The sequence below is a fragment of the Burkholderia sp. AU15512 genome, assembly GCF_002223325.1.
GTDB lineage: Bacteria > Pseudomonadota > Gammaproteobacteria > Burkholderiales > Burkholderiaceae > Burkholderia.
The window spans coordinates 880686-905531 of the sequence record NZ_NKEX01000008.1; the positions used below are offsets into that span (position 1 = coordinate 880686).

Annotated in this window: 12 protein-coding genes; 5 read left to right on the forward strand and 7 right to left on the reverse strand. The window is 68.1% G+C overall.

Annotated elements, in window-relative coordinates; genetic code table 11:
- Position 1: 1 nt before the first annotated feature.
- Genes CFB43_RS36235 through CFB43_RS36250 form a run of 4 tightly spaced genes read right to left on the reverse strand, consistent with a single transcriptional unit; the run spans position 2 to position 3015 of the window.
- Positions 2-1216, reverse strand: coding sequence for a CaiB/BaiF CoA transferase family protein (locus CFB43_RS36235; RefSeq protein WP_089498849.1), 1215 nt, complete (start codon positions 1214-1216; stop codon positions 2-4).
- Positions 1213-1674 carry a MaoC family dehydratase gene (locus CFB43_RS36240; RefSeq protein ID WP_089498850.1) on the reverse strand — a complete coding sequence of 154 codons (462 nt, stop codon included), beginning with the start codon at positions 1672-1674 and terminating at the stop codon, positions 1213-1215. The genes CFB43_RS36235 and CFB43_RS36240 overlap by 4 nt, the downstream gene beginning before the upstream one ends.
- Before the next feature lies 1 nt (position 1675).
- The gene (locus CFB43_RS36245; RefSeq protein ID WP_089498851.1) at positions 1676-2068 is read right to left on the reverse strand and encodes a VOC family protein; all 393 of its coding nucleotides are present in this window, start codon (positions 2066-2068) and stop codon (positions 1676-1678) included.
- Entirely contained in the window at positions 2065-3015 is a 951-nt protein-coding gene (locus tag CFB43_RS36250; protein WP_089498852.1) for a ketopantoate reductase family protein, read from the reverse strand. The genes CFB43_RS36245 and CFB43_RS36250 overlap by 4 nt, the downstream gene beginning before the upstream one ends.
- 104 nt (positions 3016-3119) lie before the next feature.
- On the opposite strand from CFB43_RS36250, the gene CFB43_RS36255 reads away from it, so the two are divergent.
- Together CFB43_RS36255 and CFB43_RS36260 are read left to right on the forward strand one after the other, a co-directional pair.
- Complete coding sequence (locus CFB43_RS36255; protein WP_089498853.1) at positions 3120-4040, forward strand: LysR family transcriptional regulator; 921 nt, start codon at positions 3120-3122, stop codon at positions 4038-4040.
- Positions 4041-4396: 356 nt separating this feature from the next.
- Entirely contained in the window at positions 4397-4936 is a 540-nt protein-coding gene (locus CFB43_RS36260; protein WP_179254982.1) for a cytochrome b, read from the forward strand.
- 275 nt (positions 4937-5211) lie between these two features.
- Here the strand turns inward: CFB43_RS36260 and CFB43_RS36265 are convergent, their stop codons facing one another.
- Complete coding sequence (locus tag CFB43_RS36265; RefSeq protein ID WP_089498855.1) at positions 5212-6378, reverse strand: porin; 1167 nt, start codon at positions 6376-6378, stop codon at positions 5212-5214.
- Positions 6379-6547: 169 nt separating this feature from the next.
- Here CFB43_RS36265 and CFB43_RS39250 point away from each other — a divergent pair, with 169 nt between their 5' ends.
- Both CFB43_RS39250 and CFB43_RS38685 read left to right on the forward strand, forming a co-directional pair.
- A complete protein-coding gene (locus tag CFB43_RS39250; RefSeq protein ID WP_144023184.1) occupies positions 6548-7030 on the forward strand; it encodes a hypothetical protein in 483 nt (160 codons plus the stop codon).
- A gap of 123 nt (positions 7031-7153) precedes the next feature.
- Positions 7154-7324, forward strand: coding sequence for a hypothetical protein (locus tag CFB43_RS38685; RefSeq protein ID WP_179254983.1), 171 nt, complete (start codon positions 7154-7156; stop codon positions 7322-7324).
- Between the two features lie 348 nt (positions 7325-7672).
- On the opposite strand, the gene CFB43_RS36270 is transcribed toward CFB43_RS38685, so the two are convergent.
- Positions 7673-10639 (reverse strand): beta strand repeat-containing protein, encoded by a 2967-nt coding sequence (locus CFB43_RS36270; protein WP_089499075.1) that lies wholly within the window; start codon positions 10637-10639, stop codon positions 7673-7675.
- Between the two features lie 283 nt (positions 10640-10922).
- Positions 10923-23645: an autotransporter-associated beta strand repeat-containing protein gene (locus CFB43_RS36275; protein ID WP_089498856.1), complete on the reverse strand. Its 12723-nt coding sequence runs from the start codon at positions 23643-23645 to the stop codon at positions 10923-10925.
- Between the two features lie 726 nt (positions 23646-24371).
- On the opposite strand from CFB43_RS36275, the gene CFB43_RS36280 reads away from it, so the two are divergent.
- The gene (locus CFB43_RS36280; protein WP_089498857.1) at positions 24372-24830 is read left to right on the forward strand and encodes a (2Fe-2S)-binding protein; all 459 of its coding nucleotides are present in this window, start codon (positions 24372-24374) and stop codon (positions 24828-24830) included.
- Positions 24831-24846 lie beyond the last annotated feature (16 nt).

The window sequence follows — 24846 nt, forward strand, 5'->3', positions numbered from 1 at the left end:
CTCACTTGTCGAACAGCACGCCGTCGGTTTGCATCGCATCGATCTCGGCGGGCGTGAAACCCAACGATTGCGCGACTTCGCTATTGTGCTGCCCCAGATCGGGGGCAACCTCGCGGATCGTGGTATCGCACGCGGAAAACCGGAACGGCAGATTCGGCAGGCGCAGCGTGCCGTAACGCGGATGCTCCTGCTCGACGATCATGCCGCGTGCCTGGATTTGCGGATCGGCGATCACTTCGTCGATACGTTGCACCTTCGCGCACGGCACATCGATGCCGTCGAGCAGTTCGAGAATCTGCGTCACCGTGCGCGCGGCGACCCACGGCTCGACCACGCCGAGAATGTCCAGCCGATGAGTATTACGACCCACGCTATGGTGAAACCGCTCGTCGCTGCCGAAGCCGCGCGGCCCGCCGCTCGCTTCGATCAGCGACGCGAAGCGCTTCCACGCATCGTCCACCTGCGCGGCGATCACCAGATCGCCATCGATCGCGCGAAACACCCCATACAGCGTCGAGCCGGGCATGTCGTGCCCGGTCTGTTCGGGCAGCACATCGGCAAGCGTGTAGCACTGGACCGCATATTCGTGCATCGAGACGAGCGTGTCGTAAAGCGCCATGTCGATGTGCTGCCCTCGCCCGCTTTTCACGCGGCCGAGCAGCGCCGCATTGATGGCCGCGACCGCATGAATGCCCGTGTACATATCCCCGAGCGAAATACGCAGCAGCGGTGGACGGTCTCCCGGCGTGCCGACCATCTGCATGATGCCGCTCTTGGCCTCGGCGATCAGGCCGAAACCCGCGCGATGCGCGTCCGGCCCCGTGTGGCCATACGCGGAAATGGAGCAGTACACCAGCCCTGGATTGCGCGCGGAAAGCGCTTCGTAGCCGAGCCCGAGTTTGTCGAGCGCGCTGGGCCGGTAATTCTCCACGAATACGTCGGCCGAATCGCAGAGCCGCTCCATGAAGGCCTTTCCGCGCGGGTCCTTCATGTTCACGCTGACACCGCGCTTGCCCATATTGAGCTGCAGAAAATAGCCGCTCGAGCGATCGTCAAGCACGGTCGCGTGCTGGCGTCCCGCGTCGCCGCTGCCGGGTCGCTCGACCTTGATCACTTCCGCACCCAGCGCCGCGAGGCAACGCCCCACATACGGACCCGCGAGAAAGTGGCTGTAGTCGACGACACGAATCCCTTCCAGTGGACGCGCCTGTTTCATCGTTCGGCTCCCGGCCGGCGCGGCACCATCAGACGATGCTCGCCTCGCTGCACGACTTCGCCGTGCTGATTGATCAGCTCCGAAGGAAGCGTCACGATGCCCCAATCCGGGCGGCTCTTGCTCGGGCGCATCGCGCCGATGCGAAACTTCACATGCAACACGTCATCGACCTTGATCGGCAGAACGAAGTCCCAGCTCCAGCCCAGCGACATGCCCGGCACAAAGCGATAATCGCTGCGGGTCTTCAGACCATCGGCAATCGAAAGACCAAACAATCCATGCGCGACGAGGCAGCCAAAGTGGCTCGCGTTCGCATACGCTTCATCGACGTGCACAGGAGTGTGATCGCCGGTGAGATCGGCATACGCGAGAATACGTTCCTTCGTGACGATGTAGTTCGGGCTCACGCATTCGTCGCCTTCGCGTGCGTCGTCCCAGTATTTTTCGACGATGGTCATGTCATGCCTCCGCGCGCGGATCGATGGCGAGCGCCTGCTCCACGCAGTGCGCGGGTTTCGCCTGAATGAATTCGATGGCGAGACCATCGGGCAAACGCAGCCAGTTCGCACCTTGCGGCATGGGCTGCACGTCGTGGCGTCGGGCGGCGGCGAGCGACGCTTCGACGTCCTCGCACATGATGCCGAGATGGCCGAGCCTTCCTTCGGGGCCCGAAAAATCCGGCTGGTGAATGAACTGCATGCCGCCGAGCGTCCAGTACTGGCGCGGCGCTTCGGTCGTGCCGTCGACCTCGCGCATCGTCATGCCGAACACGTCCTCGAAAAAACGGATGTGCCAGTGGATGTCGCGCACGAAGATGGCGACGTGTTCGAGATAGGCTTTCGGTTGGCTCATGCTGGCGCCTCCGCTTTCCGGCGGTCGACCATCGCGCGCTCGATGCCCTTGATGCACGCAACCAGCGTGGCGTTGACCGGCGTCGGCACACCGTAACGCGCGCCCCAGCGCACGACCGAGCCGTTGATGAAGTCGATTTCGGTCATGGACCCTTTTTCGAGGCTTTGCAGCATCGACGTCTTGAACGCAGCGGGCAAGCCCTCGGCGGCAAGCGACCACGCCTGCTCCGGATCGGTCATCGACAGGGTGACGCCTGCCGCCTTCGCGGCCGCGATTGCTTCCGCGACGGCCGCCAGCGAAGTGGCCTTGAGCAGCGGCTCGTCATAAAGCTGGCCGTAAGTCAGCGACGTGATGCCGGTCAGCGCGCCCGTCGCGACGTTCACGAGCAGCTTGTCCCACATGGTGCCGACGATGTTGTCGCTGACCTGCGTGTCGAGGCCCGCGTGGCTGAATGCGTCGGCAATACGTCGAACGCGATCCGTCACGCGTCCGTCCAGTTCGCCGATGATGGTGTGCTTGCCCACGACGCCCGACTCGATATGCCCGATGCCGCGCAGTACGCCGCCCACATAGGTCTTGCCCGCGAGCACGCGTTCGCGGCCCACGGCGTCGGCAAGAATGTCTTCGTGACCGAGGCCGTTTTGCAGTGACAGCACCTGTGTTTCCGGTCCCACCAGCGCTTGCGCGCCGCGAATCGCCGCATCGGTGTGGAACGATTTGACGAGCACGATCACGACCTCGGCCACCCCTGCTTCGTCCGGCCGGGTGGTCGCGCGGACTTGCACCTGGCGCGTGCCGCTTGCGTCATCGACGCGCAGGCCGTGGGCCCGCATCGCATCGACATGCTCGGGCGAGCGGTCGATCAGCCAGGTCTCGTGGCCGCCTTCGGTGAGCGTCGCGCCAATCGCGCAGCCCAGCGCGCCGGCACCCAGAATGGCAATTTTCAAGTGCGTCTCCTTAACGTGTGACGTCACGATAGGAGCCGCCGCATCATGTCGCAATACAATGGATACAATGACATCATTGCCATACGCAATATCGTTGACCTGCGATGATTCCGACCGATCTGCCCGACCTCAAGCTGCTGCAGTTGTTCGACCTGCTCTACGACACGCGCAGCGTCACGCGCGTGGCCGAGCAACTCGGTCAGAGCCAGCCGACCGTCAGCATCTGGCTCGCGCGGTTGCGCGAGCATTTGCACGATCCCCTTTTTATCCGGACGCCCGGCGGCATGGCGCCCACACCGCAAGCGGATGCGCTGATCGGCCCATGTCGGGAGATTCTCGAATCGTTGCGGCGCTTCTCGGCCTGGGAAATCGCCTTCGATCCGGCGACCGCGCAGAGACGTTTTCGCATCTGCATGACCGATGCGAGTCACGTGACGCTGCTGCCGCGTCTGCTCGCCTATGTCCGCGCGCAAGCGCCTCGCGTGCGCCTGGAAGCCGCGCGGATCGACGGCCACACGGAACGCGCGCTCGAATCGGGCGAGGCCGATCTTGCGATCGGATACGTGCCGTGGCTGAGCGGCGGCATCTATCAGCAACAGCTATACGAGCAGGATTGGGTGTGCCTGGCGAATCGCCATCATCCGCGTATTCACAAGCGGCTCGGCGTCAAGGCCTATCGCACCGAAGGCCATGTGGCGATCACGGGGGGAACGGGCACGGCGCTGCTCGAGCAGGCGCTCGTGCGGGAACGCATTGAACGGCAGGTGGTGCTTGAATTGCCCGGTTTTCTGGGGCTCGGCGCCATTGTGCAGACCACCGATCTGATCACGACCTTGCCGCGCCATATCGGCGAGACGCTGGCCCAGGCCAGCGATCTTTCGGTACATCCCTGCCCCATTCCCGTCGAGAGCTTTGCCGTTCGGCAACACTGGCACGCGCGCTACCACCAGGAGGCCGGCAATCGCTGGCTGCGTTCGGTCGTCGCCCGGCTGTTCAGCATGTCTGGAGCGGACGTTACAGGCTGACGGCGTTACCGTTTCGGCATCGATGTCTGCGGGTCCGTCGCAACGATCGCGCGCACGGTCGCGGCAGGATGGGCGCCGTGACGGAAAGCGACCGTTGGCATGGCCGTCGAACATCGGTGATGGCCGCGCCGAAACAAGCCGCCCCTCATGCGTTTCGGGTATTGCGGCCGATGCAATGCCGCCAAGAACACCCGATACCTTTCAAGGCATTTCGATTGCCTTCCACACGAAAAGCATCGCGATCGATCCGCACCGCGGGAATAAAACCATCCCGGCTCCGGTATATCGGGGCGTCAGGCCGCTCACCACGCCGAACGAGCCGGTGCACGACGCCCAACCGAAACGGAGAGACCGCAATGTCACACCCCAACCACGCCGCCTACACACGCTTCGCGATCGCCATGCACTGGTCGATCGCCATCTCGATCCTGTTGAACCTGATGATCGGGATCTACATGGATACCTTTCCGCACAACTCGTCTCAGTTCAACGGCATCCTGTTCTATCACGCATCGATCGGCAGCCTGATCTTCATGCTGACCGTGCCGCGCCTCGCGTGGCGTGCGACACATACGCCGCCGCCGCTGCCGGCCAGTGTTCCGGCATGGCAGGCCCGGATCGCCGGTGCACTGCACGGCGTGCTGTACCTGCTGCTGTGTCTCGTGCCGCTGACCGGCTACGTGCACCGCCTCGCTGGCGCCCATCCGGTCAGTTTCTTCGGCATCACGGAATTGCCGGTGCTGATTGGCCGCGACGAACCGCTGCGACTCCTGACCGATTCGCTGCATCGCGCGCTGGTGCTGACGCTGGGCTTGCTGCTGGTCATGCACGTCGCGGCCGGGCTGAAACACAAGTTCGTCGATCGGGACGGTGTCGCGGAGCGGATGGGAATCTGAGCGCGACCTGGCGGTTGATGTCCGCCGGAAGCGGGTCCTCGATCATTGGAAACGCCAGCAACCGCCTTTCACCGCTGAACGCAATGCGGATGCGGATGCGGATGCGGATGCGGGATCATCGTCCCGCCATGCAGCGACTTCGTCACTGTCTGCAGAACGAACGACCGATAAGGGGAATTTTCAGCTCCCGACACCCGCTCGAGGGGGGTCGCTGCCAAAGGAATGCTGCTTTGCCGGAGTAGTGCAGCCACTACTCCGGACTTCCACGCCGACGATCAGAAGCCGTGGTACATACCGATGTTGACTTGAACCTGGTTGCCGCCCGATGCGGTGTTGCCAAAGTCCGCAACGGAAGCCTGAGCGCCCTTGGCATGAACGTACCCGCCCATCGCGTACAGCGCGGTGCTCTTCGACAGCGAGTACGTCGCACCCAGCGACACCTGGTTGATCGACGCCATCGTGCGGCCTTCGGCAGCCAGCGCAGGCGTGGCCGCGGAGCCGTACACATACGTGTATCCGGTCGCCAGCGACAGCGCCGGGTTGACCTGGTACTGCAGAAGGGCACCCAGCACGTTAAAGTGGATCGACGGTTGGCCGGCGTTGCCCTGGTACTGGGCGTTCGAGTAGCGCAAGCCCGCCGTGTAAGGACCAATCTGGTACTGAGTCGCGACTTGCGCGATGCCCGCGCTCTTGAATGCATTGCCGCCGTTGTAACCCGAACTCGGATAGCCCAGCGCACCGCCGAAACTGGGTTGCGCCGTGGCGTTCGTCCACCCGTTCGCACCCTGGTTGACAGCACGGAAGTAGCCGCCGGCGACCGTCAGACCACCCTGAGCGTAGTTCGCGGCCACCGACCACGACTGACCCGAACCCGTCGAACCGGCCACGCCGCCGAACGAGTACGCGCCTTCAGCCTGGAAGCCGTGGTAAAGCGGTGAAATGTACTTCACGGCGCTGTTCTGGTTCGTCGTGTTGTCGTTGTTGTCCACGTCGCCCGGGGTCGAGAACGTCGACGCCGAAATGGCGTCGCCCGTCAGGACCTGAACCATTTCCGTCACGGCGTCGAGCTGGCGCCCCAACCGCACGGTACCGTACTGATCGGAAGAGAGGCCCACGTAGGCCTGGCGGTTGAACAACGAACGCGTGGAGCCGATGGGCCCCTGGCCGCCTATGCCGCCCGTACCAATGTTGAAGCCGTTTTCGATCTTGAAGATCGCCTTGAGGCCGCCACCGAGATCTTCCGTCCCCCTGAGGCCCCACTTGTTCGAACCTGCGGCACCACCATCGAGGCCGAACCGCTTGTGGCCATTGATGTTCGACGTGTAGCCGATACCTGCATCGAGCATGCCGTACAGGGTGATCGACGACTGCGCCATTGCTGCCGACGACGCTGCGAAGGCGGCAACAGCGATAACGCTGACCTTGATTTTCTTGTTGTTCATCTGTATTTCACTGTCAGGAGTGGTTGCGGGATTGTTTGAAACGGGTTTTGTTGTATTCGAATGCAGATGACGGCGCACGGCCCGCGCGTCGTCTCAGGTTGCAACAGCCGGCTTCATGTTCTCCAGATCGGCATATTCGACTCGATCATTTCGTTATCCTCAAAATTTCATGCAGGAAGGCGCCTCGCATCTCGACCTGTCCGGCATGCCCTCGATTGGAACCATCGCGGCGTCCCGCCTGGACGAAAGCCGCTGCCTTGCTTCCGTTGCCGCTCCAGCTGCTATCGAATTCGCCGTCCGGACGAACAGACGTGCCGAATCCGCGAAGCCGAAAAACTCGAGCGGATCACCGCGCGGAACCGAAGGTTTCTTCGATGGCAATTCGAAGAAACGCTGCATCGTCACGTGCCACACTCGCGCCATCCCCACGAGCGAGGTCGGCGAAGACGAAACCGGGCCACGCTCCACCCGCGACAACAAGCGGGTTGGGAATGCCGACCGCCGTCGCAGGCTGATCGAGCGTCCGGTTCAGCCGCTGGCGAAGCACGCGAACTTTTCGCCGAGCGCCAACGCAACCGGGACGCGCTTTGCAGGTGCGAAAAACCATATCAGGAACATAAATCGTCGTCAAAATTTGTTTGATATAAGTTAATCGCGTTTGATACCCTTGCGGACTACCGGGATTTCCCTGATAGGAATTGGCACCGGGATGAAGTGATGGAAAAACCGAGCCGTCGGACAAAGGTCTCGTGCGAAACGGGCGCGCCAGGCGGGAGTGGCAGACGTTCTCTACCGTGATATCGCGTCGCTCCTGAAATGGCCGCGGGACATCGCCATTCAGGTGGGCATCGCGCGGATACGCGTCTTCTACGCCGGGCGCCGGCCGGACGCAACGCTCGAAGCGGCCTCGGCGAAACGGTTCGCATCGCTGATCGAAGCGAATTAATTACTGAATGCATTGCAGTTATTCGGGTCACGGGATTGCCCAATGCAATGCGGGATACAGGACGCTGGCACGCCCCCTATCTAATTCGGAACGTTGGCTATTCAACGTCGACGCAATGTCATTGCCTGGATCGCCACGTGCAAGGGTCAGCGTTCACGCGCCATTCCGGGATGCGCCCACGCCCCGTCAGCTGCGTTGCGGATGACGCCCTCGACAGGTTGTTCAAAACGGGGGAATGGAGATGGGGCGTCGCAAATGATGAGACCACCATCCTGCAACCGTCGATCGTGTCGAACATGAAACGTAGCGGCCGCCCAATCCATGCGGCGGCCGCGGAAGCGACGTTGCCTACTTCTTGACCACCGGAACGGTGAGCGAACTGACGAGTGCCGTCACCGGTGCCAGCAGACCGCCACCCGTCACAGCGCCGCCCCCTTGCCCGGAATTGCCGTTCAGCGAGACAGCCAGTGCCGGGACTACGCCGGCCACCGAGCCGACTGCCGAACCGACAGAATGCACCGCCGCGTTGACGATCGTCGCGCCGCCGGAGACAAGCGTGCCGACTGCGTTGGTCGCACCGCCGACTGCACCGGCTGCCGTGCCGCCGTTGAGTGCGACACTCAGTGCCGGCAACGTGCCTGCGATCGCGCCGGTCGTACCGGTTACGGTGTTCGCCAGCGTGCCCGCGAGGCCGGTCGTCACCGTCGCGAGGGATCCGGCTGCACCGCTTGCGCCATTGATGACGCCGGTTCCGGAACCGACGATGCCGCCGACACCGCTCGTTGCAGGTCCGATCAGCGACGTAACGGCCGATGCGATCGGCGTGATCGCCGCCGTGCCGCTGCCGGCGATTCCGGTTACCGCGCCGGACGCCGCACCGATTGCACCGTTGGCGGCACCGATCGGCAGCGATCCGCCGAGGGTGCCGAGGGTGCCGACGATGCTGGTGATCGGCGTGATCAGCGCGCCGCCAGTGCCCGCGACACCGGTGACGGCGTTGACGACTCCCGTGCCGGTGTTGGCGACCGTGCCCACGACGCCGCCCAGGCCGCCGATCGCACCCCCGCTGCCGCCAACCCCGCCCAGTGCCCCCGTCAACGTGCCGACTGCTCCGGTTGCCGTGTTGGCTACCGTGCCAACGACGCCACCCAGGCCGCCTGCCCCGCCACCAGTCCCGCCGATGCCGCCCAAGGTGCCCGTTACGGTACCGATCGCGCCGGTCGCCGTATTGGCTACCGTGCCGACGACACCGCCCAGGCCACCCGTCGCACCACCCGTCCCGCCGATGCCACCCAGGGCTCCCGTCAACGTACCGACTGCACCGGTTGCCGTGTTGGCTACTGTGCCGACGACTCCGTCCAGGCCGCCTACCGCACCACCACTGCCGCCCACGCCACCCAGGGCACCCGTCAACGTGCCGATCGCACTGGTCGCCGTATTGGCTACCGTGCCAACGACGCCGCCCAGGCCACCCGTCGCACCACCCGTCCCGCCGATGCCGCCCGAGGCTCCCGTCAACGTACCGACTGCACCGGTCGCCGTATTGGCTACGGTGCCAATGACGCCACCCAGACCACCCGTCCCGCCGATGCCGCCCAAGGCGCCCGTCACCGTGCCAACCACACCACCGAGACCACCAGTCGATCCACCGCTGCCACCCAGCGCGCCAGTGACCGTGCCAACCGCACCGGTTGCCGCATTGGCTACCGTGCCAACGACACCGCCCAGACCACCCGTTGCGCCACCAGTCCCGCCAATGCCACCCAAAGCTCCCGTCACCGTGCCGACCACACCGCCGAGGCCGCCGGTCGATCCACCGCTGCCGCCGACGCCTCCCAGCGCACCCGTCACCGTGCCGACGGCACCGGTCGCCGTATTGGCTACGGTGCCAATGACGCTACCCAGACCACCTGTTGCGCCGCCCGTCCCGCCAATGCCGCCCAAAGCTCCCGTCACCGTGCCAACCACGTCACCGAGACCACCAGTCGAACCGCCGCTGCCACCCACGCCACCCAGCGCACCCGTCAACGTGCCGACTGCACCAGTTGCCGTATTGGCTACCGTGCCAACGACACCGCCCAGACCACCCATTGCGCCACCAGTCCCGCCGATGCCGCCCAACGCGCCAGTCACCGTGCCAACCACGCCACCGAGACCACCAGCCGGATCACCACCGCCCACGCCACCCAGCGCACCGGTGACCGTGCCAACCGCACCAGTTGCCGCATTGGCTACGGTGCCAACGACGCCACCCAGACCACCCGTTGCGCCACCAGTCCCGCCAATGCCACCCAAAGCTCCCGTCACCGTGCCAACCACGCCACCGAGACCACCCGTCGATCCACCGCTGCCGCCCACGCCACCCAGCGCACCCGTCAACGTGCCGACCGCGCCGGTTGCCGCGTTAGCTACCGTGCCAACCACGCCACCGAGCCCACCAGTCGAACCACCGCTTCCACCCACGCCACCCAACGCGCCAGTGACCGTGCCAACCGCACCGGTCGCCGCGTTGGCTACCGTGCCAACGACACCACCCAGGCCGCCCGTTGCACCACCGGTCCCGCCAATACCACCCAACGCGCCAGTCACCGTGCCGACCACACCGCCGAGCCCACCAGTCGGATCGCCGCTGCCGCCAACGCCACCTAACGCTCCTGTCACCGTGCCAACCACGCCGCCGAGACTACCAGTCGAACCACCGCTGCCACCCACGCCACCCAGCGCGCCAGTGACCGCACCAACCGCACCAGTCGCCGCATTGGCTACCGTGCCAACGACCCCGCCCAGACCACCCGTCGCACCACCCGTCCCGCCGATGCCGCCCAAGGCGCCCGTCACCGTGCCAACCACGCCGCCGAGACCACCCGTCGATCCACCGCTTCCACCCACGCCACCCAGCGCGCCAGTGACCGTACCGAGCACGCCCCCGATACCGCCCGTAGCGCCACCGCCACCGCCACCAATCCCGCCGAGTGCCCCCGTCAAGGAACCGGCCACGCCCGCGACCGGCGTGAGCAATCCGTCACCCAGATTGATGGCCGCACTCCCCGCCGCCGACCCTGCCGCCCCGATCGCGATACCGCCGGCATTCGTCGGGCTGCCAACCGAGACGATCGCGTTCCCCCATCCCGTCACGGTGCCGACGAGCCCCCCGGCCGCCGACGAACCGCCGCCGATGATCACACCATCGGCATTGCTCAGGCTTCCCGGCACGGACGTCACGACCACCGCCTCCGACGCGCTGGCGGCCACGCTGAACAAAGCCGCGACCGACAAGGCGATGCCCGTCAATTTCACGTTCATTTTCGTTTTCATGAAGACCCTCATTTCGGTTGAACAACCGCGGAACAGCTCGAACGACGACGCCTGGACCTGCCGCCCGAAGGTGGCGCGAATCGTTTGCGGATCGCCCGATACGACACGTGTTGAAACGGGTTTGAACAGGCCGGTGCAGCGGAATGGCAAACATCGCGACAAACACTTCATGCCAATTGATCTGCATCACGAAACATCAGTCATGCGAATTGAATCACCAACCATGAAACCATCGATCAACCATCGGCCGCTCACGACGACGACATCGCGAGCGGCCTCCCCCTTAAAACTTCCACAGCAGATTGCCGTACAGCGCGTGGTCGCTGAAGCTTCCACCGATCTGGCCGCTATACGACAACCCCAGCGACAGGTTCTTCGTGACGGCCGCATCGACCCCGACCTCGAGCACCGCGGCATCGCGCGCGACCGGCACGCCGACCACGCTGAACGGTGAACCGCCGCTCGCGAACGCCAGCGTCGAACCCGGCTGCGTATTGCCGAACGCATGCCGCCAGCCGACGGTGCCGAACGCGGTGACCTTGCCCTTCGTCGTGACCGCGAGATCGGTCGAGGCCCGCACGCCGAGCGTCGAGAAGCCGAGGCCGGTCGTGCTGGAATCGCCCTGCAGGGCAGCCGCGCCACCGTTCTCCCTGAAGCTGCCGGTATGCAGGCTCGCATACGCGAGTCCGACGAACGGTTCGAGTGCGACGTTGCGGATGGCGGTCGAGTAACCGATCTCGGTGAACACCTGCGTCGCGTTCGCGTCGTAGCTGGCGGTGTCGTGGTCGGAGAAGCCGCCGAACGACGGATTGCGCTCGCTATGCACGCGGTACCACGACTGCGCGAGGCCGCCGCGCACGTTCCACGCGTCGTACCGGCCGCTGGCGTACAGCGCGATCGTCTCGCCGTTCACCTTCGCCGACTGGTTCTGGTCGGCATTGAGCAGGGTGCGCGACGCGCCGCCCGCGATACCGACGCGCCAGTGGCTGCTGACCTCCGCATCCGTCCCGACAACGAAGCCATACAGGTTGCGATCGACCGACGCGACGCCGTCGCCGTCGAACCGGCTATGCGAGCCGTACAGCCGGCCCCACACCGCCGGCTTGAACGACTTGGCCGGTGTACAGCCGTTCTCCGACGCCAGGCGCCGGTCGAGCGACGCCGCGTGATCGTCCGCCGACACCGGCGCCTCGCAGCCGCACAATGCGCCGCCGGGCTGCGAGCCGAGACGCGCGCGATCGAGCACCGCGTCGCGCACGTAGCGGCTGTCGGACAGCAGCACGCTTCTCGTGCTCGGATGCAGATCGCCGTCAAGCTGCGCGAACGCGCGGTTGGCAGTCGGCGCATCCGACGTCAGCACGGTGTCGAACAGCGGATTGCCGGCGCCGAGCGTGCCGATCGCACCGGCCACCGACTGTCCGTCCGGCGTCGTCGCCACCGACGAGAACGGCGTGCCGTTCGGTGTCAGCGACATCAGCACCTGCGCCGGGTTGTACGTGAGCGTCGGCGTGAGGAACGCATACGTCGAGTTCACCGCGCTGAACTGCCCTTGCACGCCCGCACCGGCATTCACGATGGTGTAGAGCTTGCCCGGCTGGTACTGCCCGGTCGCCGCGACGACCTGCACCGACCCGCCGTTGAGCGTCGTGGTGCCGGTGACGTCGAGGCCGCCGCTCTGCTGCGGCGTGGCGCCGACCTGCAGCGTCGAACCGGGCTGGAACGTCGCATTGCCCGCCACCTTCAGCGGCTGCCCGAGCTGCATGACCGACGCGGTCCCGCCGCCCGACACGACGAGGCCGCCGATCGTGCCGGTCCCGGTGACGGTCGCGCCGTTGCCGACGGTCACCGGCGAGCTGGCCAGCGAACCGGTGATGGCGAGCGTGCCGCCGGCCACGGTCGTCGGCCCGGACAACGTGTTCGTGCCGCTCAGCAGTTGCGCGCCCGTGCCGGCCAGCGTCAGCGGCCCGGTGCCCGACAGCGTGCCCGCGAACGTGCTGGTGCCCGCGGTGTTGACCGTCAGCGGCGTATTGCCGAGGTTCACGTTCGAGCCCGTCGCCCCCGACAGCGTGCCGATCGACTGCGGCACGGCCGAGCCCGCCAGGTTCAGCGTCGCGCCGCTGCCCGCGAGGATCATCGGGCTGGTCGGCGCAAGGCTGCCGGCCCCGGTGAGCGCCAGCGTGCTGCCGCTGCCGATCGTCGTGCCGCCCGTGTAAGTATTGGCGCCGCTCAGCGTCTGCGTGCCGCCGCCCTGCACCGCGAAGCCGCCGGTGCCCGCGATCGTGCCGCCGAAGGCGCCGCCTGCCGGGCCGGCCACCGTGAGCGTGTTGCCGCCGAGATTCACGGTCGAACCCGCCGTGCCCGACAAGGCACTTGTCGTCTGCGGGCTGCTCGCGTGAGCCACGTCGAGCGTCGCGCCGGTGCCGACCAGCGTCACCGCGCTGCCGGACGACAGCCCGCCGATGCCGCCGACCGCCAGCGTGCTGCCGCTGCCGATCGTCGTGCCGCCCGTGTAGGTGTTGGCACCGGTGAGCGTCGTCGTCGACGGGCCGCTGACCGCCAGGTTGCCGCCGCCCGAAATCGGCCCGCTCAAGCCGAGGTTGTTGGCGCCGCCGACCGTCAGCGTCGAACCCGTGCCGAGATTCACCGCGTTGCCGAGCGTCGTGCCGGCCACACTGGTGCCGAGCGTGCCGCCGTTGCCGCCGACGCTCAGCGAGCCGCTGCCGAGTGCCGTCGGCGTGCCGGCGACCAGCGTGCCGCCGCCCGTGACGCTGGTCCCGCCGGTGTAGGTGTTGGCACCCGACAGCGTCGTCGTCGCCGGGCCCGTGACCGACAGATTGCCGTTACCGGAAATCGCGCCGGTCAGGCCGAGGCTGTTCGGGCCGCTTACCGTCAGCGTGGAACCCGTCCCGAGGTTCACCGCATTGGCCAGCGTCGTGCCCGGCGTGCCGGCTGCCAGCGTGCCGCCTGCGCCGCCGGTGTTCAACGCACCGGTCCCGAGCGCCGTATTGCTGCCCGCGACCAGCGTGCCGCCACCGGTCAGGTTCGTGCCGCCCGAATACGTGTTCGAACCGGTCAGCGTCTCGGTGCCCGTGCCGCCCAGCGTCAGGCTGCCGCCCGTGCCGGCGATCGTGCCGCCGTACGTGCCGCTGCCCGACCCGCCGAGCGTCAGGTTGTTGCCGCCGAGGTTCACCGTCGAACCGGCCACGCCCGACAGCGCGCTCGTCGTTTGCGGCGTCGTCGCGCCGCTGACGTCGAAGGTTGCGCCCGCACCGGTCAGGCTCAGCGGACTGCTCGCCGACAGGCTGCCGCCTGCGCCGATCGCCAGCGTGCCGCTGTTGATCGTCGTCGCACCGGTGTACGTGTTGCTGCCCGTCAGCGTTTCCGTCCCCGTGCCGGCCATCGTCAACCCGCCCGTCCCGCCGACCGTCCCACCGAACGTGCCGCTGCCCGAACCGCCAAGCGTCAGCGTATTGCCGCCGAGGTTCACCGCCGACCCCGCGACGCCCGACAACGTGCCGGTCGACTGCGGCGTCGTGGCCGCGCTCAGATCGAGCGTCGCGCCCGTGCCGGACAGATCGACTGCGCTGCCCGACGCCAGGCTGCCGCCAGCGCCCACCGCCAGCGTGCTGCCGTTGCCGATCGTCGTGTTGCCCGTGTAGGTGCTCGTACCGGAGAGCGTCGTCGTCGACGGGCCGGTCACGACCAGGTTGCCGCTACCCGAGATCGCGCCGGCGAGGCCCAGATTGTTCGCACCGCCAACCGTCAGCGTCGAACCCGTGCCGAGGTTGAGCGCGTTCGTCAGTGTCGTGCCCGCGACGCTCGTGCCGAGCGTGCCGCCCGCGCCGCTCGTGTTCAGCGCCCCCGTGCCGAGTGCCGAACCGTTGCCGGCGAGCAGCGTGCCGCCACCGGTCAGGTTCGTGCCGCCCGTGTAGGTGTTCGTCCCCGTCAGCGTTTCGGTGCCCGTGCCCGACAACGTGAGGCTGCCGCCCGCACCGGCGATCGTGCCGCCATACGTGCCGCTGCCCGGGCCGCCGAGCGTCAGCGCATTGCCGCCGAGGTTCACCGTCGAACCCGCTACGCCCGACAACGCGCCCGTCGACTGCGGTGCCGTAGCCGCGCTCAGGTCCAGCGTGGCCCCCGCCCCCGCCAGATCGACCGCGCTGCCCGACGACAGGCTGCCGCCCGCGCCCACGGCCAGCGTGCTGCCGTTGCCGATCGTCGTGCCGCCCGTGTACGAGCTCGCGCCGGTGAGCGTCGTCGTCGACGGGCCGGTCACGGCGAGATTGCCGCTGCCCGAGATCGCGCCGCCGAGGCCCAGGTTGTTCGCCCCGCCGACCGTCAGCGTCGAACCCGCACCGAGATTCACCGCATTGCCGAGCGTCGTGCCGGCCACGCTGGTGGCGAGCGTGCCGCCCGCGCCGCTCGTGTTCAGCGCTCCCGTGCCGAGTGCCGAACCGCTGCCGGCGATCAGCGTGCCGCCACCGGTCAGGTTCGTGCCGCCCGAATACGTGTTGTTGCCCGTCAGCGTTTCGGTGCCCGTGCCGCCGAGTGTCAGGCTGCCGCCGTTTCCGGCGATCGTGCCGCTGTAAGTGCCGCTGCCCGACCCGCCCAGCGTCAAGTTGTTGGCACCGAGGTTCACCGTCGAACCCGCCACGCCCGACAACGTGCCGGTCGTTTGCGGCGTGGTCGCGCCGCTCAGGTCGAAGGTTGCGCCCGCACCCGTCAGGCTCACCGGCGTCGTCGCCGACAGGCTGCCGCCCGCGCCGATCGCCAGCGTGCCGCTGTTGATCGTCGTCGCGCCGGTATACGTGTTGGCCCCCGTCAGCGTTTCGGTGCCCGTGCCGGTCATCGTCACGCCGCCCGTGCCGGCGATGTTGCCCGCATAGGTGCCGCTGCCCGTGCCGCCGAGCGTCAAGTCGTTGGCGCCAAGGTTCACCGTCGAACCCGCCACGCCCGAGATCGCGCCAGTCGATTGCGGCGACGTGGCGCCGCTCAGGTCGAGCGTCGCGCCGGACGTCGTCAGGCTGACCGGGCTGCTCGACGACAGGCTGCCGTTACCGCTGATCGCCAGCGTGCCGCTGTTGATCGTCGTCGCCCCCGTGTACGTGTTGCTGCCCGTCAGCGTTTCGGTGCCGGTGCCCGACAGCGTCAGTCCACCCGTGCCGCCGATTACACCCGCATACGTGCCGCTGCCCGACCCGCCGAGCGTCAGCGTATTGCCGCCGAGGTTCACGTTCGTGCCCGTTCCGCCGGACAGCGCGCCCGTCGTCTGCGGCGAGGTTGCCGCGCTCAGGTCCAGCGTCGCCCCGGTGCCCGACAGGTCGATCGCGCTGCCCGACGACAGGTTGCCGCCCGCGCCCACCGCCAGCGTGCTGCCGCCGCCGATCGTCGTGCCGCCCGTGTAGGTGTTCGCACCGGACAGCGTCGTCGTCGACGGGCCCGTGACCGCCAGGTTGCCGCTGCCCGAGATCGCACCGCCCAGGTCGAGACCGTTCGCGCCGCCGACCGTCAGCGTCGAACCCGCGCCCAGGTTCACCGTGTTGCCCAGCGTCGTGCCGGGCGTGCCCGCCGTCAGCGTGCCGCCCGCACCGCTCGTGTTCAGCGCGCCCGTGCCGAGTGCCGTGTTGCTGCCCGCGACCAGCGTGCCGCCGCCGGTCAGGCTCGTGCCGCCCGTGTACGTGTTGTTGCCCGTCAGCGTCTCGGTGCCGCTGCCCGACAGCGTCAGGCTGCCGCCCGCGCCGGTGATCGCGCCGCCGTACGTGCCGTTGCCGGTGCCACCGAGCGTGAGGTTGTTGCCGCCGAGGTTCACCGTCGAACCGGCCACGCCCGACAGCGTGCCCGTCGTCTGCGGGGTCGTCGCGCCGCTCACGTCGAACGTGGCGCCCGCACCGGTCAGGTTGACCGGGCTGCTCGCCGACAGGCTGCCGCCCGCGCCGATCGCCAGCGTGCTGCCGCCGCCGATCGTCGTTGCGCCCGTGTACGTGCTGTGGCCGGTCAGCGTTTCGGTGCCCGTGCCCGACAACGTCAGCCCGCCCGTGCCGCCCACGGTGCCGCCGAACGTGCCGTTGCCCGAACCATTCAGCGTCAGCGTGTTGCCGCCGAGGTTCACCGTCGTGCCCGAGACGCCCGACAGCGTGCCCGTCGTCTGCGGCGTCGTGGCCGCGCTGACGTCGAGCGTCGCCCCCGTGCCCGACAGGTTGACCGCGCTGCCCCCCGACAGGCTGCCGCCCGCGCCCACCGCAAGCGTGCTGCCGCTGCCGATCGTCGTGTTGCCCGTGTACGTGCCGGTACCGGTGAGCGTCGTCGTTGCCGGGCCGGTCACCGACAGGTTGCCGCTGCCGGCAATCGCGCCGCCGAGGCCGAGATTGTTCGCACCGCCAACCGTCAGCGTCGAGCCGGTGCCGAGATTGATCGCGTTGGTGATTGTCGTGCCGGCCACGCTGGTGCCGAGCGTGCCGCCCGCGCCGCTCGTGTTCAATGCGCCCGTGCCGAGCGCCGAGCTGCTGCCCGCGAGCAGCGTGCCGCCGCCGGTCAGGTTCGTGCCGCCCGAATACGTGTTGTTGCCCGTCAGCGTCTCGGTGCCCGTGCCGCCCAGCGTAAGGCTGCCGCCCGCACCGGCGATCGTGCCGCCGTACGTGCCGTTGCCCGTGCCGCCCAGCGTCAGGTTGTTGCCGCCGAGGTTCACCGTCGAACCGGCCACGCCCGACAGCGTGCCGGTCGTCTGCGGCGTGGTCGCGCCGCTCACGTCGAACGTGGCGCCCGCACCGGCCAGGTTGACCGGGCTGCTCGCCGACAGGCTGCCGCCTGCGCCGATCGCCAGCGTGCCGCTGTTGATTGTCGTCGCACCGGTGTACGTGTTGGTGCCGGTCAACGTTTCGGTGCCCGAACCGGACATCGTCAGCCCGCCGGACCCGCCGATCGTGCCGGCATAGTTGCCGTTGCCGGCACCGGCGAGCGTCAACGTATTGCCGCCGAGATTGACGTTCGTGCCGGCGACGCCCGACAGCATCCCGCTCGTCTGCGGCGAGGTCGCCGCGCTCAGGTCCAGCGTCGCGCCCGAGCCGGAGAGGTTGAGCGCGCTGCCCGCGGACAGGCCACCGCCCGCGCCCACCGCCAGTGTGCTGCCGCCGCCGATCGTCGTGTTCCCCGTGTACGTGTTCGAACCCGTGAGCGTCGTCGTTGACGGGCCGCTCACCGACAAGCCACCGCTGCCGGAAATCGCACCGCCGAGGCCAAGATCGTTCGCACCGCCAACCGTCAGCGTCGCACCCGCGCCGAGATTCACCGTGTTGCCGAGCGTCGTGCCCGCCACGTTCGTGCCGAGCGAGCCGCCCGCACCCGAGACGTTCAACGCGCCCGTACCCAGTGCGCCGCCGTTGCCGGCAATGAGCCCGCCGCCGCTCAGCGTCGTGCCGCCCGTATACGTGTTCGGGCCCGTCAGCGTCGTCGTGCCCGAGCCGGTTTGCGCGAGGCTGCCGTCGCCGGCAATCGTGCCGCTCAGGCCGAGGTTGTTCGCGCCGTTCAGGCCGAGCGTCGCACCCGCGCCGAGATTCACCGCGTTGCCGAGCGTCGTGCCGCTCACGCTGGCGTTCAGCGTGCCGTTGCCGGTCACGTTCAGCGCGCCGGTGCCGAGCGCCGTATTGCTGCCCACACTCAGCCCGCCGCTGTTCAGCGTCGTGCCGCCGCTGTAGGTGTTCGAGCCGCCGAGCGTGGTCGTGCCCGTGCCCGACTGCGCCACGCCGCCCGCACCGGAAATGATGCCGCTGAGGCCGAAGTCGTTGATACCGCCGAGGTTCAGGGTCGAACCGCCGCCGAGGTCGAACCCGTTGGCGAGCAGGATGTTGGCCGTGCTCGCGTTGAGCGCGCCGCCGGTGCCGCTCACGTGGACCGTGCCCGTGCCGAGCGCCGTGCTGCTGCCGACGGACAACCCGCCACCGCTCAGCGTCGTGCCGCCCGTATAGGTGTTGGCGCCGGTGAGCGTCGTCGTCCCGCTGCCGGTTTGCGCGAGACTGCCGCCGCCGGAGATGAGCCCGCCGAGGCTCAGGTCGGCCGCACCGTTCAGGCCCAGCGTCGCGCCTGCGCCGAGATTCACCGCATTGCCAAGCACCGTGCCGGCGACGTTCGCCGCCAGCGAGCCGCCCGCTCCGGCGAGGTTCAGCGCACCGGTGCCGAGCGCCGTGTTGCTGCCCGCGATCAGCGTGCCGCCGCCGGTCAGGTTCGTCCCGCCTGAATAAGTGTTGTTGCCCGTCAGCGTCTCCGCGCCCGTACCGCCCAGCGTCAGGCTGCCGCCTGCGCCGGCGATCGTGCCGCCGAACGTCGCGTTGCCCGAGCCACCGAGCGTCAGCCCGTTGCCGCCGAGGTTCACCGTCGAACCGGCCACGCCCGACAGCGCGCCTGTCACCTGCGGCAACGTCGCGCCGCTGAGGTCGAACGTCGCGCCCGCGCCGGCCAGATTCACCGCGCCACCCGCCGACAGGCTGCCGCCCGCGCCGATCGCCAGCGTGCCGCTGTTGATCGTCGTCGCGCCGGTGTAGGTATTGACACCCGTCAGCGTCTCGGTGCCGGTGCCGGACAGCGCCAGCCCGCCCGTGCCGCCGATCGTGCCGCCGAAGGTGGTGTTGCCCGCGCCGCCCAGCGTCAACGTGTTGCCGCCGAGGTTCACCGCCGAGCCGGCCACGCCGGCCAGCCCGCCCGTCGCCTGCGGCGACGTGGCCGTGCTCAGGTCGAGCGTCGCGCCCGCGCCGGCCAGGTCGAACAGACTGGCCGCCGACAGGCCGCCGCCCGCGCCCACCGCGAGCGTGCTGCCATTGCCGATCGTCGTGCTGCCGGTGTACGAGCCGAGCCCCGTGAGCGTCGTCGTTGCCGGGCCGTTCACGGCCAGGTTGCCGCCGCCGGAGATCGCGCCGCCCAGCCCGAGATTGTTCGTACCACCAACGGTCAGCGTCGCGCCCGTGCCGAGATTCACTGCGTTGCCGAGCACGGTGCCACCAACGTTCGTGCCGAGCGTGCCGCCCGCGCCCGCCACGTTCAGCGCCCCCGTGCCGAGCGCCGCGCCGTTGCCGGCGATCAGCCCGCCGCCGCTCAGCGTCGTGCCGCCCGAGAACGTATTCGCACCGAGCAGCGTCGTCGTGCCGCTGCCGGTTTGCGCGATCCCGCCGTTGCCGTCGATCACGCCGCCCAGGCTCAGATCCGCCGAGCCGTTCAGGCCGAGCGTCGCGCCCGCGCCGAGATTCACGGCATTGCCGAGCAAAGTGCCGGCGACGTTCGTCGCCAGCGTGCCGCCCGCGCCCGCCACGTTCAGCGCACCCGTGCCCAGCGCCGCGCCGTTGCCCGCGATGAGCCCGCCGGCGCTCAGCGTCGTGCCGCCCGAGAACGTGTTCGTGCCGGTGAGCGTCGTCGTGCCCGTGCCGGTTTGCGCAAGGCTGCCGTTCCCGGCGATCGTGCCGCCCAGGCCCAGGTCGGTCGCGCCGTTCAGCCCCAGCGTGACGCCGGTGCCGAGATTGACTGCATTGCCGAGCGTCACGCCCGGCACGCTCGCGCCGAGCGACGCCGTGCCGTTGACGTCGAGGGCGCCCAGGCCGAGCGCCGTGGCGCTGCCGACCACCAGGCTGCCGCCGGTCAGCGCCGTGCCGCCCGTGAACGTGTTGTTGCCGGTTAGTGCTTGCGAGCCGGTACCCGACAGCGTCAGCCCGCCCGCGCCGCCGATGTTGCCGGCGAAGACGCCGCTGCCGCTGCCGGCCAGCGTCAGGTGGTTCGCCCCGAGATCGATCGCCGCCCCCGCGACGCCCGACAGCGTGCCGATCGACTGCGGCGTGGTCGCACCGGCCACGCTGAAGTGCGCGCCCGCGCCGGTCAGGTTGACCGGGCTCGACGCGGCAAGGCTGCCGCCCGCGCCGATTGCCAGCGTGCCGCTGCCGATCGTGGTGCCGCCCGTGAACGTCTCGGCCGCGGTCAGCGTCGTCGTGCCCGGGCCGCTGACATTGAGGCCACCGGTGCCCGAGATGATCCCGCCCAGCCCGAGGTCGTTCACGCCGCCCACCGTCAGTGCGGCGCCCGCGCCGAGCTGGATTGCATTGCCCAGCACCGTGCCGCCGACCGTCGCGCCGAGCGAGCCGCCCGCACCCGTCACGTTCAGCGCGCCCGTCCCCAGCGCGCCGCCATTGCCGGCGAGGAGCCCGCCGCCACTCAGCGTCGTACCGCCCGAGAACGTATTGGCACCGAGCAGCGTCGTCGTTCCGCTGCCGGTTTGCGCGATCCCGCCGTTGCCGGCGATCACGCCGCTCAGGCCGAGATCGTTCGCACCACTCAGCGCCAGCGTCGCGCCCGCGCCGAGGTTCACCGCGTTGCCCAATACCGTGCCGTTCACGCTCGCGCCGAGCGCACCGCCCGTGCCCGCGACATTCAGCGCACCGGTGCCGAGCGCCGCGTTGTTGCCGGCGAGCAGCGTGCCGGCGCTCAGCGTCGTGCCGCCGCCGAAGGTGTTCGCGCCGGACAGCGTGGTCGTTCCGGTGCCGCTCAGCACGAGCCCGCCGGTGCCGTTGATCGTGCCGTTCAGGCCGAGGTCGTGCGCGCCATTCAGCGTCAGCGACGCGCCGTTCAGGTTGATCGTGTTCGCGAGTGCCGCGCCGGCGGCCAGGTCCGCGCTCAGCGAGCCGCCGAGGCCGCTCACGTTCAGCGCGCCGCCGATGCCGAGCGCCGTGTTGCCTTCGACGATCAGGCTGCCGCCGCCCGTCAGGCTCGCGCCGCCGGTGAACGTGTTCGCGCCGGACAGCGTCGTGGCGCCCGCGCCGCCGAGCGCCAGGCCGCCGGCACCGGCGATCGTGCCGCTCAGGCCCAGATCGGCCGCGCCGTTCAGGCCGAGGGTCGCGCCCGCGCCGAGGTTCACCGCATTGCCGAGCACCGTGCCGCTCGCGTTGGTCGCGAGCGAACCGCCCGTGCCGGTCACGTTCAGCGCACCCGTGCCCAATGCCGCGCCGTTGCCGGCGACGAGCCCGCCCGCGCCGAGCGTCGTGCCGCCTGTGAACGTGTTCGTGCCGAGCAGCGTCGTCGTGCCCGCGCCGGTTTGCGCGAGACTGCCGCTGCCGCCGATCGTGCCGCCGAGGCTCAGGTCGGCCGCGCCGTTCAGGCCGAGCGTCGCGCCCGCGCCGAGATTCACCGCATTGCCGAGCAGCGTGCCGCTCGCGTTGGTCGCGAGCGAACCGCCCGTGCCGGTCACGTTCAGCGCACCCGTGCCCAATGCCGCGCCGTTGCCGGCGACGAGACCGCCCGCGCCCAGCGTCGTGCCGCCGGTGAACGTGTTCGCGCCGAGCAGCGTCGTCGTGCCCGAGCCGGTTTGCGCGAGGCTGCCGCCGCCACCGATCACGCCGCCGAGGCTCAAGTTGGCCGCGCCGTTCAGGCCGAGCGCCGCGCCGGCGTCGAGGTTCACCGCGTTGCCCAGCAGCGTGCCGCCGACGCTCGTGCCGAGCGAGCCGCCCGCGCCGCTCACATGCAGCGCGCCGGTGCCGAGCGCGGCACCGTTGCCCGCGATCAGCCCACCGCCGCTCAGCGTCGTGCCGCCCCCAAACGTGTTGAGGCCAAGCAGCGTCGTGGTGCCCGAGCCGGTTTGCGCGAGGCTGCCGCTGCCGCCGATCGCGCCGCCCAGGCCGAGGTTGGCGGAACCGTTCAGGCCCAGCGTAACGCCGGTATCCAGATTCACCGCATTGCCGAGCACCGTGCCGCCGACGCTCGTGCCGAGCGTGCCGCCCGCGCCCGTCACGTTCAGCGTGCCGGTGCCGAGCGCCGTGCCGGTGCCGACGACGATCCCGCCGCCGCCCGTCAGATTCGTTCCGCCGGTGAATGAATTGGCGCCGTTCAGCGTCAGCGTGCCGGTGCCGCTCGCGTTCAGCGCACCGCCGCCGCTCAGCGCACCCGACAGCGCGAGGCCCGTCGCGCCGTCGACCGTCAACGCGGTGCCGAGCGCCACGTTGTTGAGCAGGTTCACGCCGGCCGCGCCGGCCTCGAGGGTGCCGCCGCCGGCGACGATCGTTCCCGTCCCCAGCCCGCCGCTATTGTTGAGGATCGCGGTGCCGCCGGTCAGCGACGCGTCCGACGCGGTCGATGCGCCGTTGATGTGCCACGTGCCGCCCTGGACCCCGAGATGGGTGAAATTGCCGAACGTATCGACCGCGACGGTGCCGTTCGCCGCGCTGCCGGTAGCCGTGTTCAGCTGCAGGTTGAGCGTGTTGTTGCCGCCGAGGCCCGCATCGACACCGAGGCCGACCGACGATCCGGTCAGCGCATTGAACGTATTCGACGTACCGACGGCCGCGCCGAGCGACACGTTCCCCGTGACGGTTCCCGCGTTGGTGAACGTATTGCCGGTGCCGGCCAGTCCGCTCGGGGCCAGCACCACGGAGCCATTGATCGCGCCGCCGCTCGCGTTGGTGAAATTGACCTGCGCGCCCCCCGATGCCGTAACCACCTGCGCGGCCGGGCCCGCGGTGAAGCCGAGAATGCCGGTCGTGCCGATCGTGCCGGCATTCGTGATGTTCGTCGTCCCGCCGATGCCGTTGTAGACGGTCAATGCCGGCCCGTTGCCCAGCAACCCGCTGGTCGAGCCCATCATCACGCCGGTGCTCGCGTTCGTGACGTTGACCGTGCTCGGGGACAGCACATTGCCGACGACCGTGCCGTTCGACACGACGCTCAGGCCGGCCAGCGAAGGGTCGATCGTTCCGTTGTTGGTCAGCGTGACGCCGCTGCCCGTCAGCGACATCGCGGTCCCGCCGAACAACGGCACCACCGAAACGGTCGCGCCTTGGGCGACCGTGACGTTGAGGCCGTTCGTGCCGTTCGCGTAACTCGAGGTCGCGCCGGTACAGGTGACGGTGGGTGTTCCGGTGCAGGCGGCCAATGCTTCTGCGGGAATGACCCCGGCGCCGACCAGCGCGACCAGCATGCCGGTCGGAACGAGGAATTTCGGACGTGCATCCGCGCGCTTTTTATTCGAACCCATGCGCATACGCATAATCACACCTTCCCATAAAGAGAATCGACGACCCGAATCCTTCCCGCCATTGGGAATACGGAAAGAAAATACCGGAATGCGTTATTCGATTTTTCTGGATAAATGCCGCCCCGTCATCAAACCAAAACGGATGACCGGATTGACAACTGGCGAGAATTAATCAACTGGTATTATTTAATCAGCATTTTTTACTTTTAATCCCCCTGACCGGCAAATCTTCCACTTATTAGAAATCGCTGTTTCCCGCAGATCAAAACGTGACCGGAGAACCCGCGCTGATTACGCGCCTCTATATCCAGGTCAAACGGCAGACGCAGCCAAAGTTCCTGCGCGGCAAGCCTTGCGCCACGAAAACAAACGCCGGAATCTCCCTCCGGCATTCAATCGGGGAACTGTTGTTTCATATATGGAATCACCTGTCTCCACCGTTCGATTCGCACTCCCCGCCTTGATCGCGAGTCCAATATAGGCTCGACTCGCAAACGTTTTCCATGGGGCCAGCGAGTTTTTGTCAAAACTCAACATTCTTTCTGAGACATTCGCACATTCGTATACTGTTTGTAAATTTTATATTTTAACTAATTAGCCTGAATTATTAAGAAAGGCAAAAAAAGCCGATTTTCGAGATGCTGATTTTTTCTCGAATCTGCTTTAATTGGTTCACATCCGTCGCATTGCGGTTTTGTCTCGCGAACGATAACGCGGTGTCCAAGGGAGGACTTCACGATGGTGACGTTGAACATCAACAACCGGGCGGCGGACATCGATGCCGATCCGTCGACGCCGATGCTCTGGGTGCTGCGCGACAACCTCGGCCTGACCGGCACCAAGTTCGGCTGCGGCACCGGCGACTGCGGCGCGTGCACCGTGCACGTCGACGGTCGGGCCGTGCGTAGCTGCACGCTCGCGCTGTCGTCGGTAGGAAGTGCGCGCATCACGACGTCCGAACACCTCGCCGACGATGCGATCGGCAAGGCCGTCCTCGACGCGTGGGTCCGCCACGACGTCGCCCAATGCGGCTATTGCCAGAGCGGCCAGATGATGAGTGCGGCAGGGCTGCTGCGCGGCAACAAGGCGCCGACTGATGCCGACATCGATCGCGCGATGGCCGGCAACCTGTGCCGTTGCGCCACCTACCAGCGCATCCGCGCCGCGATTCACGACGCGGCCAGCGCGCTTGCCTGAGACCGCCGGGAGACTG

Excerpts from the sequence above, each read along its gene's own strand:
- CFB43_RS36270 (WP_089499075.1), bottom strand. The coding sequence starts at position 10,639 with ATGAAAACGAAAATGAACGTGAAATTGACGGGCATCGCCTTGTCGGTC.
- CFB43_RS36245 (WP_089498851.1), bottom strand. The coding sequence starts at position 2,068 with ATGAGCCAACCGAAAGCCTATCTCGAACACGTCGCCATCTTCGTGCGC.
- CFB43_RS36240 (WP_089498850.1), bottom strand. The coding sequence starts at position 1,674 with ATGACCATCGTCGAAAAATACTGGGACGACGCACGCGAAGGCGACGAA.
- CFB43_RS36265 (WP_089498855.1), bottom strand. The coding sequence starts at position 6,378 with ATGAACAACAAGAAAATCAAGGTCAGCGTTATCGCTGTTGCCGCCTTC.
- CFB43_RS36260 (WP_179254982.1), top strand. The coding sequence starts at position 4,397 with ATGTCACACCCCAACCACGCCGCCTACACACGCTTCGCGATCGCCATG.
- CFB43_RS36275 (WP_089498856.1), bottom strand. The coding sequence starts at position 23,645 with ATGCGTATGCGCATGGGTTCGAATAAAAAGCGCGCGGATGCACGTCCG.
- CFB43_RS36255 (WP_089498853.1), top strand. The coding sequence starts at position 3,120 with ATGATTCCGACCGATCTGCCCGACCTCAAGCTGCTGCAGTTGTTCGAC.
- CFB43_RS36235 (WP_089498849.1), bottom strand. The coding sequence starts at position 1,216 with ATGAAACAGGCGCGTCCACTGGAAGGGATTCGTGTCGTCGACTACAGC.
- CFB43_RS36280 (WP_089498857.1), top strand. The coding sequence starts at position 24,372 with ATGGTGACGTTGAACATCAACAACCGGGCGGCGGACATCGATGCCGAT.
- CFB43_RS39250 (WP_144023184.1), top strand. The coding sequence starts at position 6,548 with ATGCAGGAAGGCGCCTCGCATCTCGACCTGTCCGGCATGCCCTCGATT.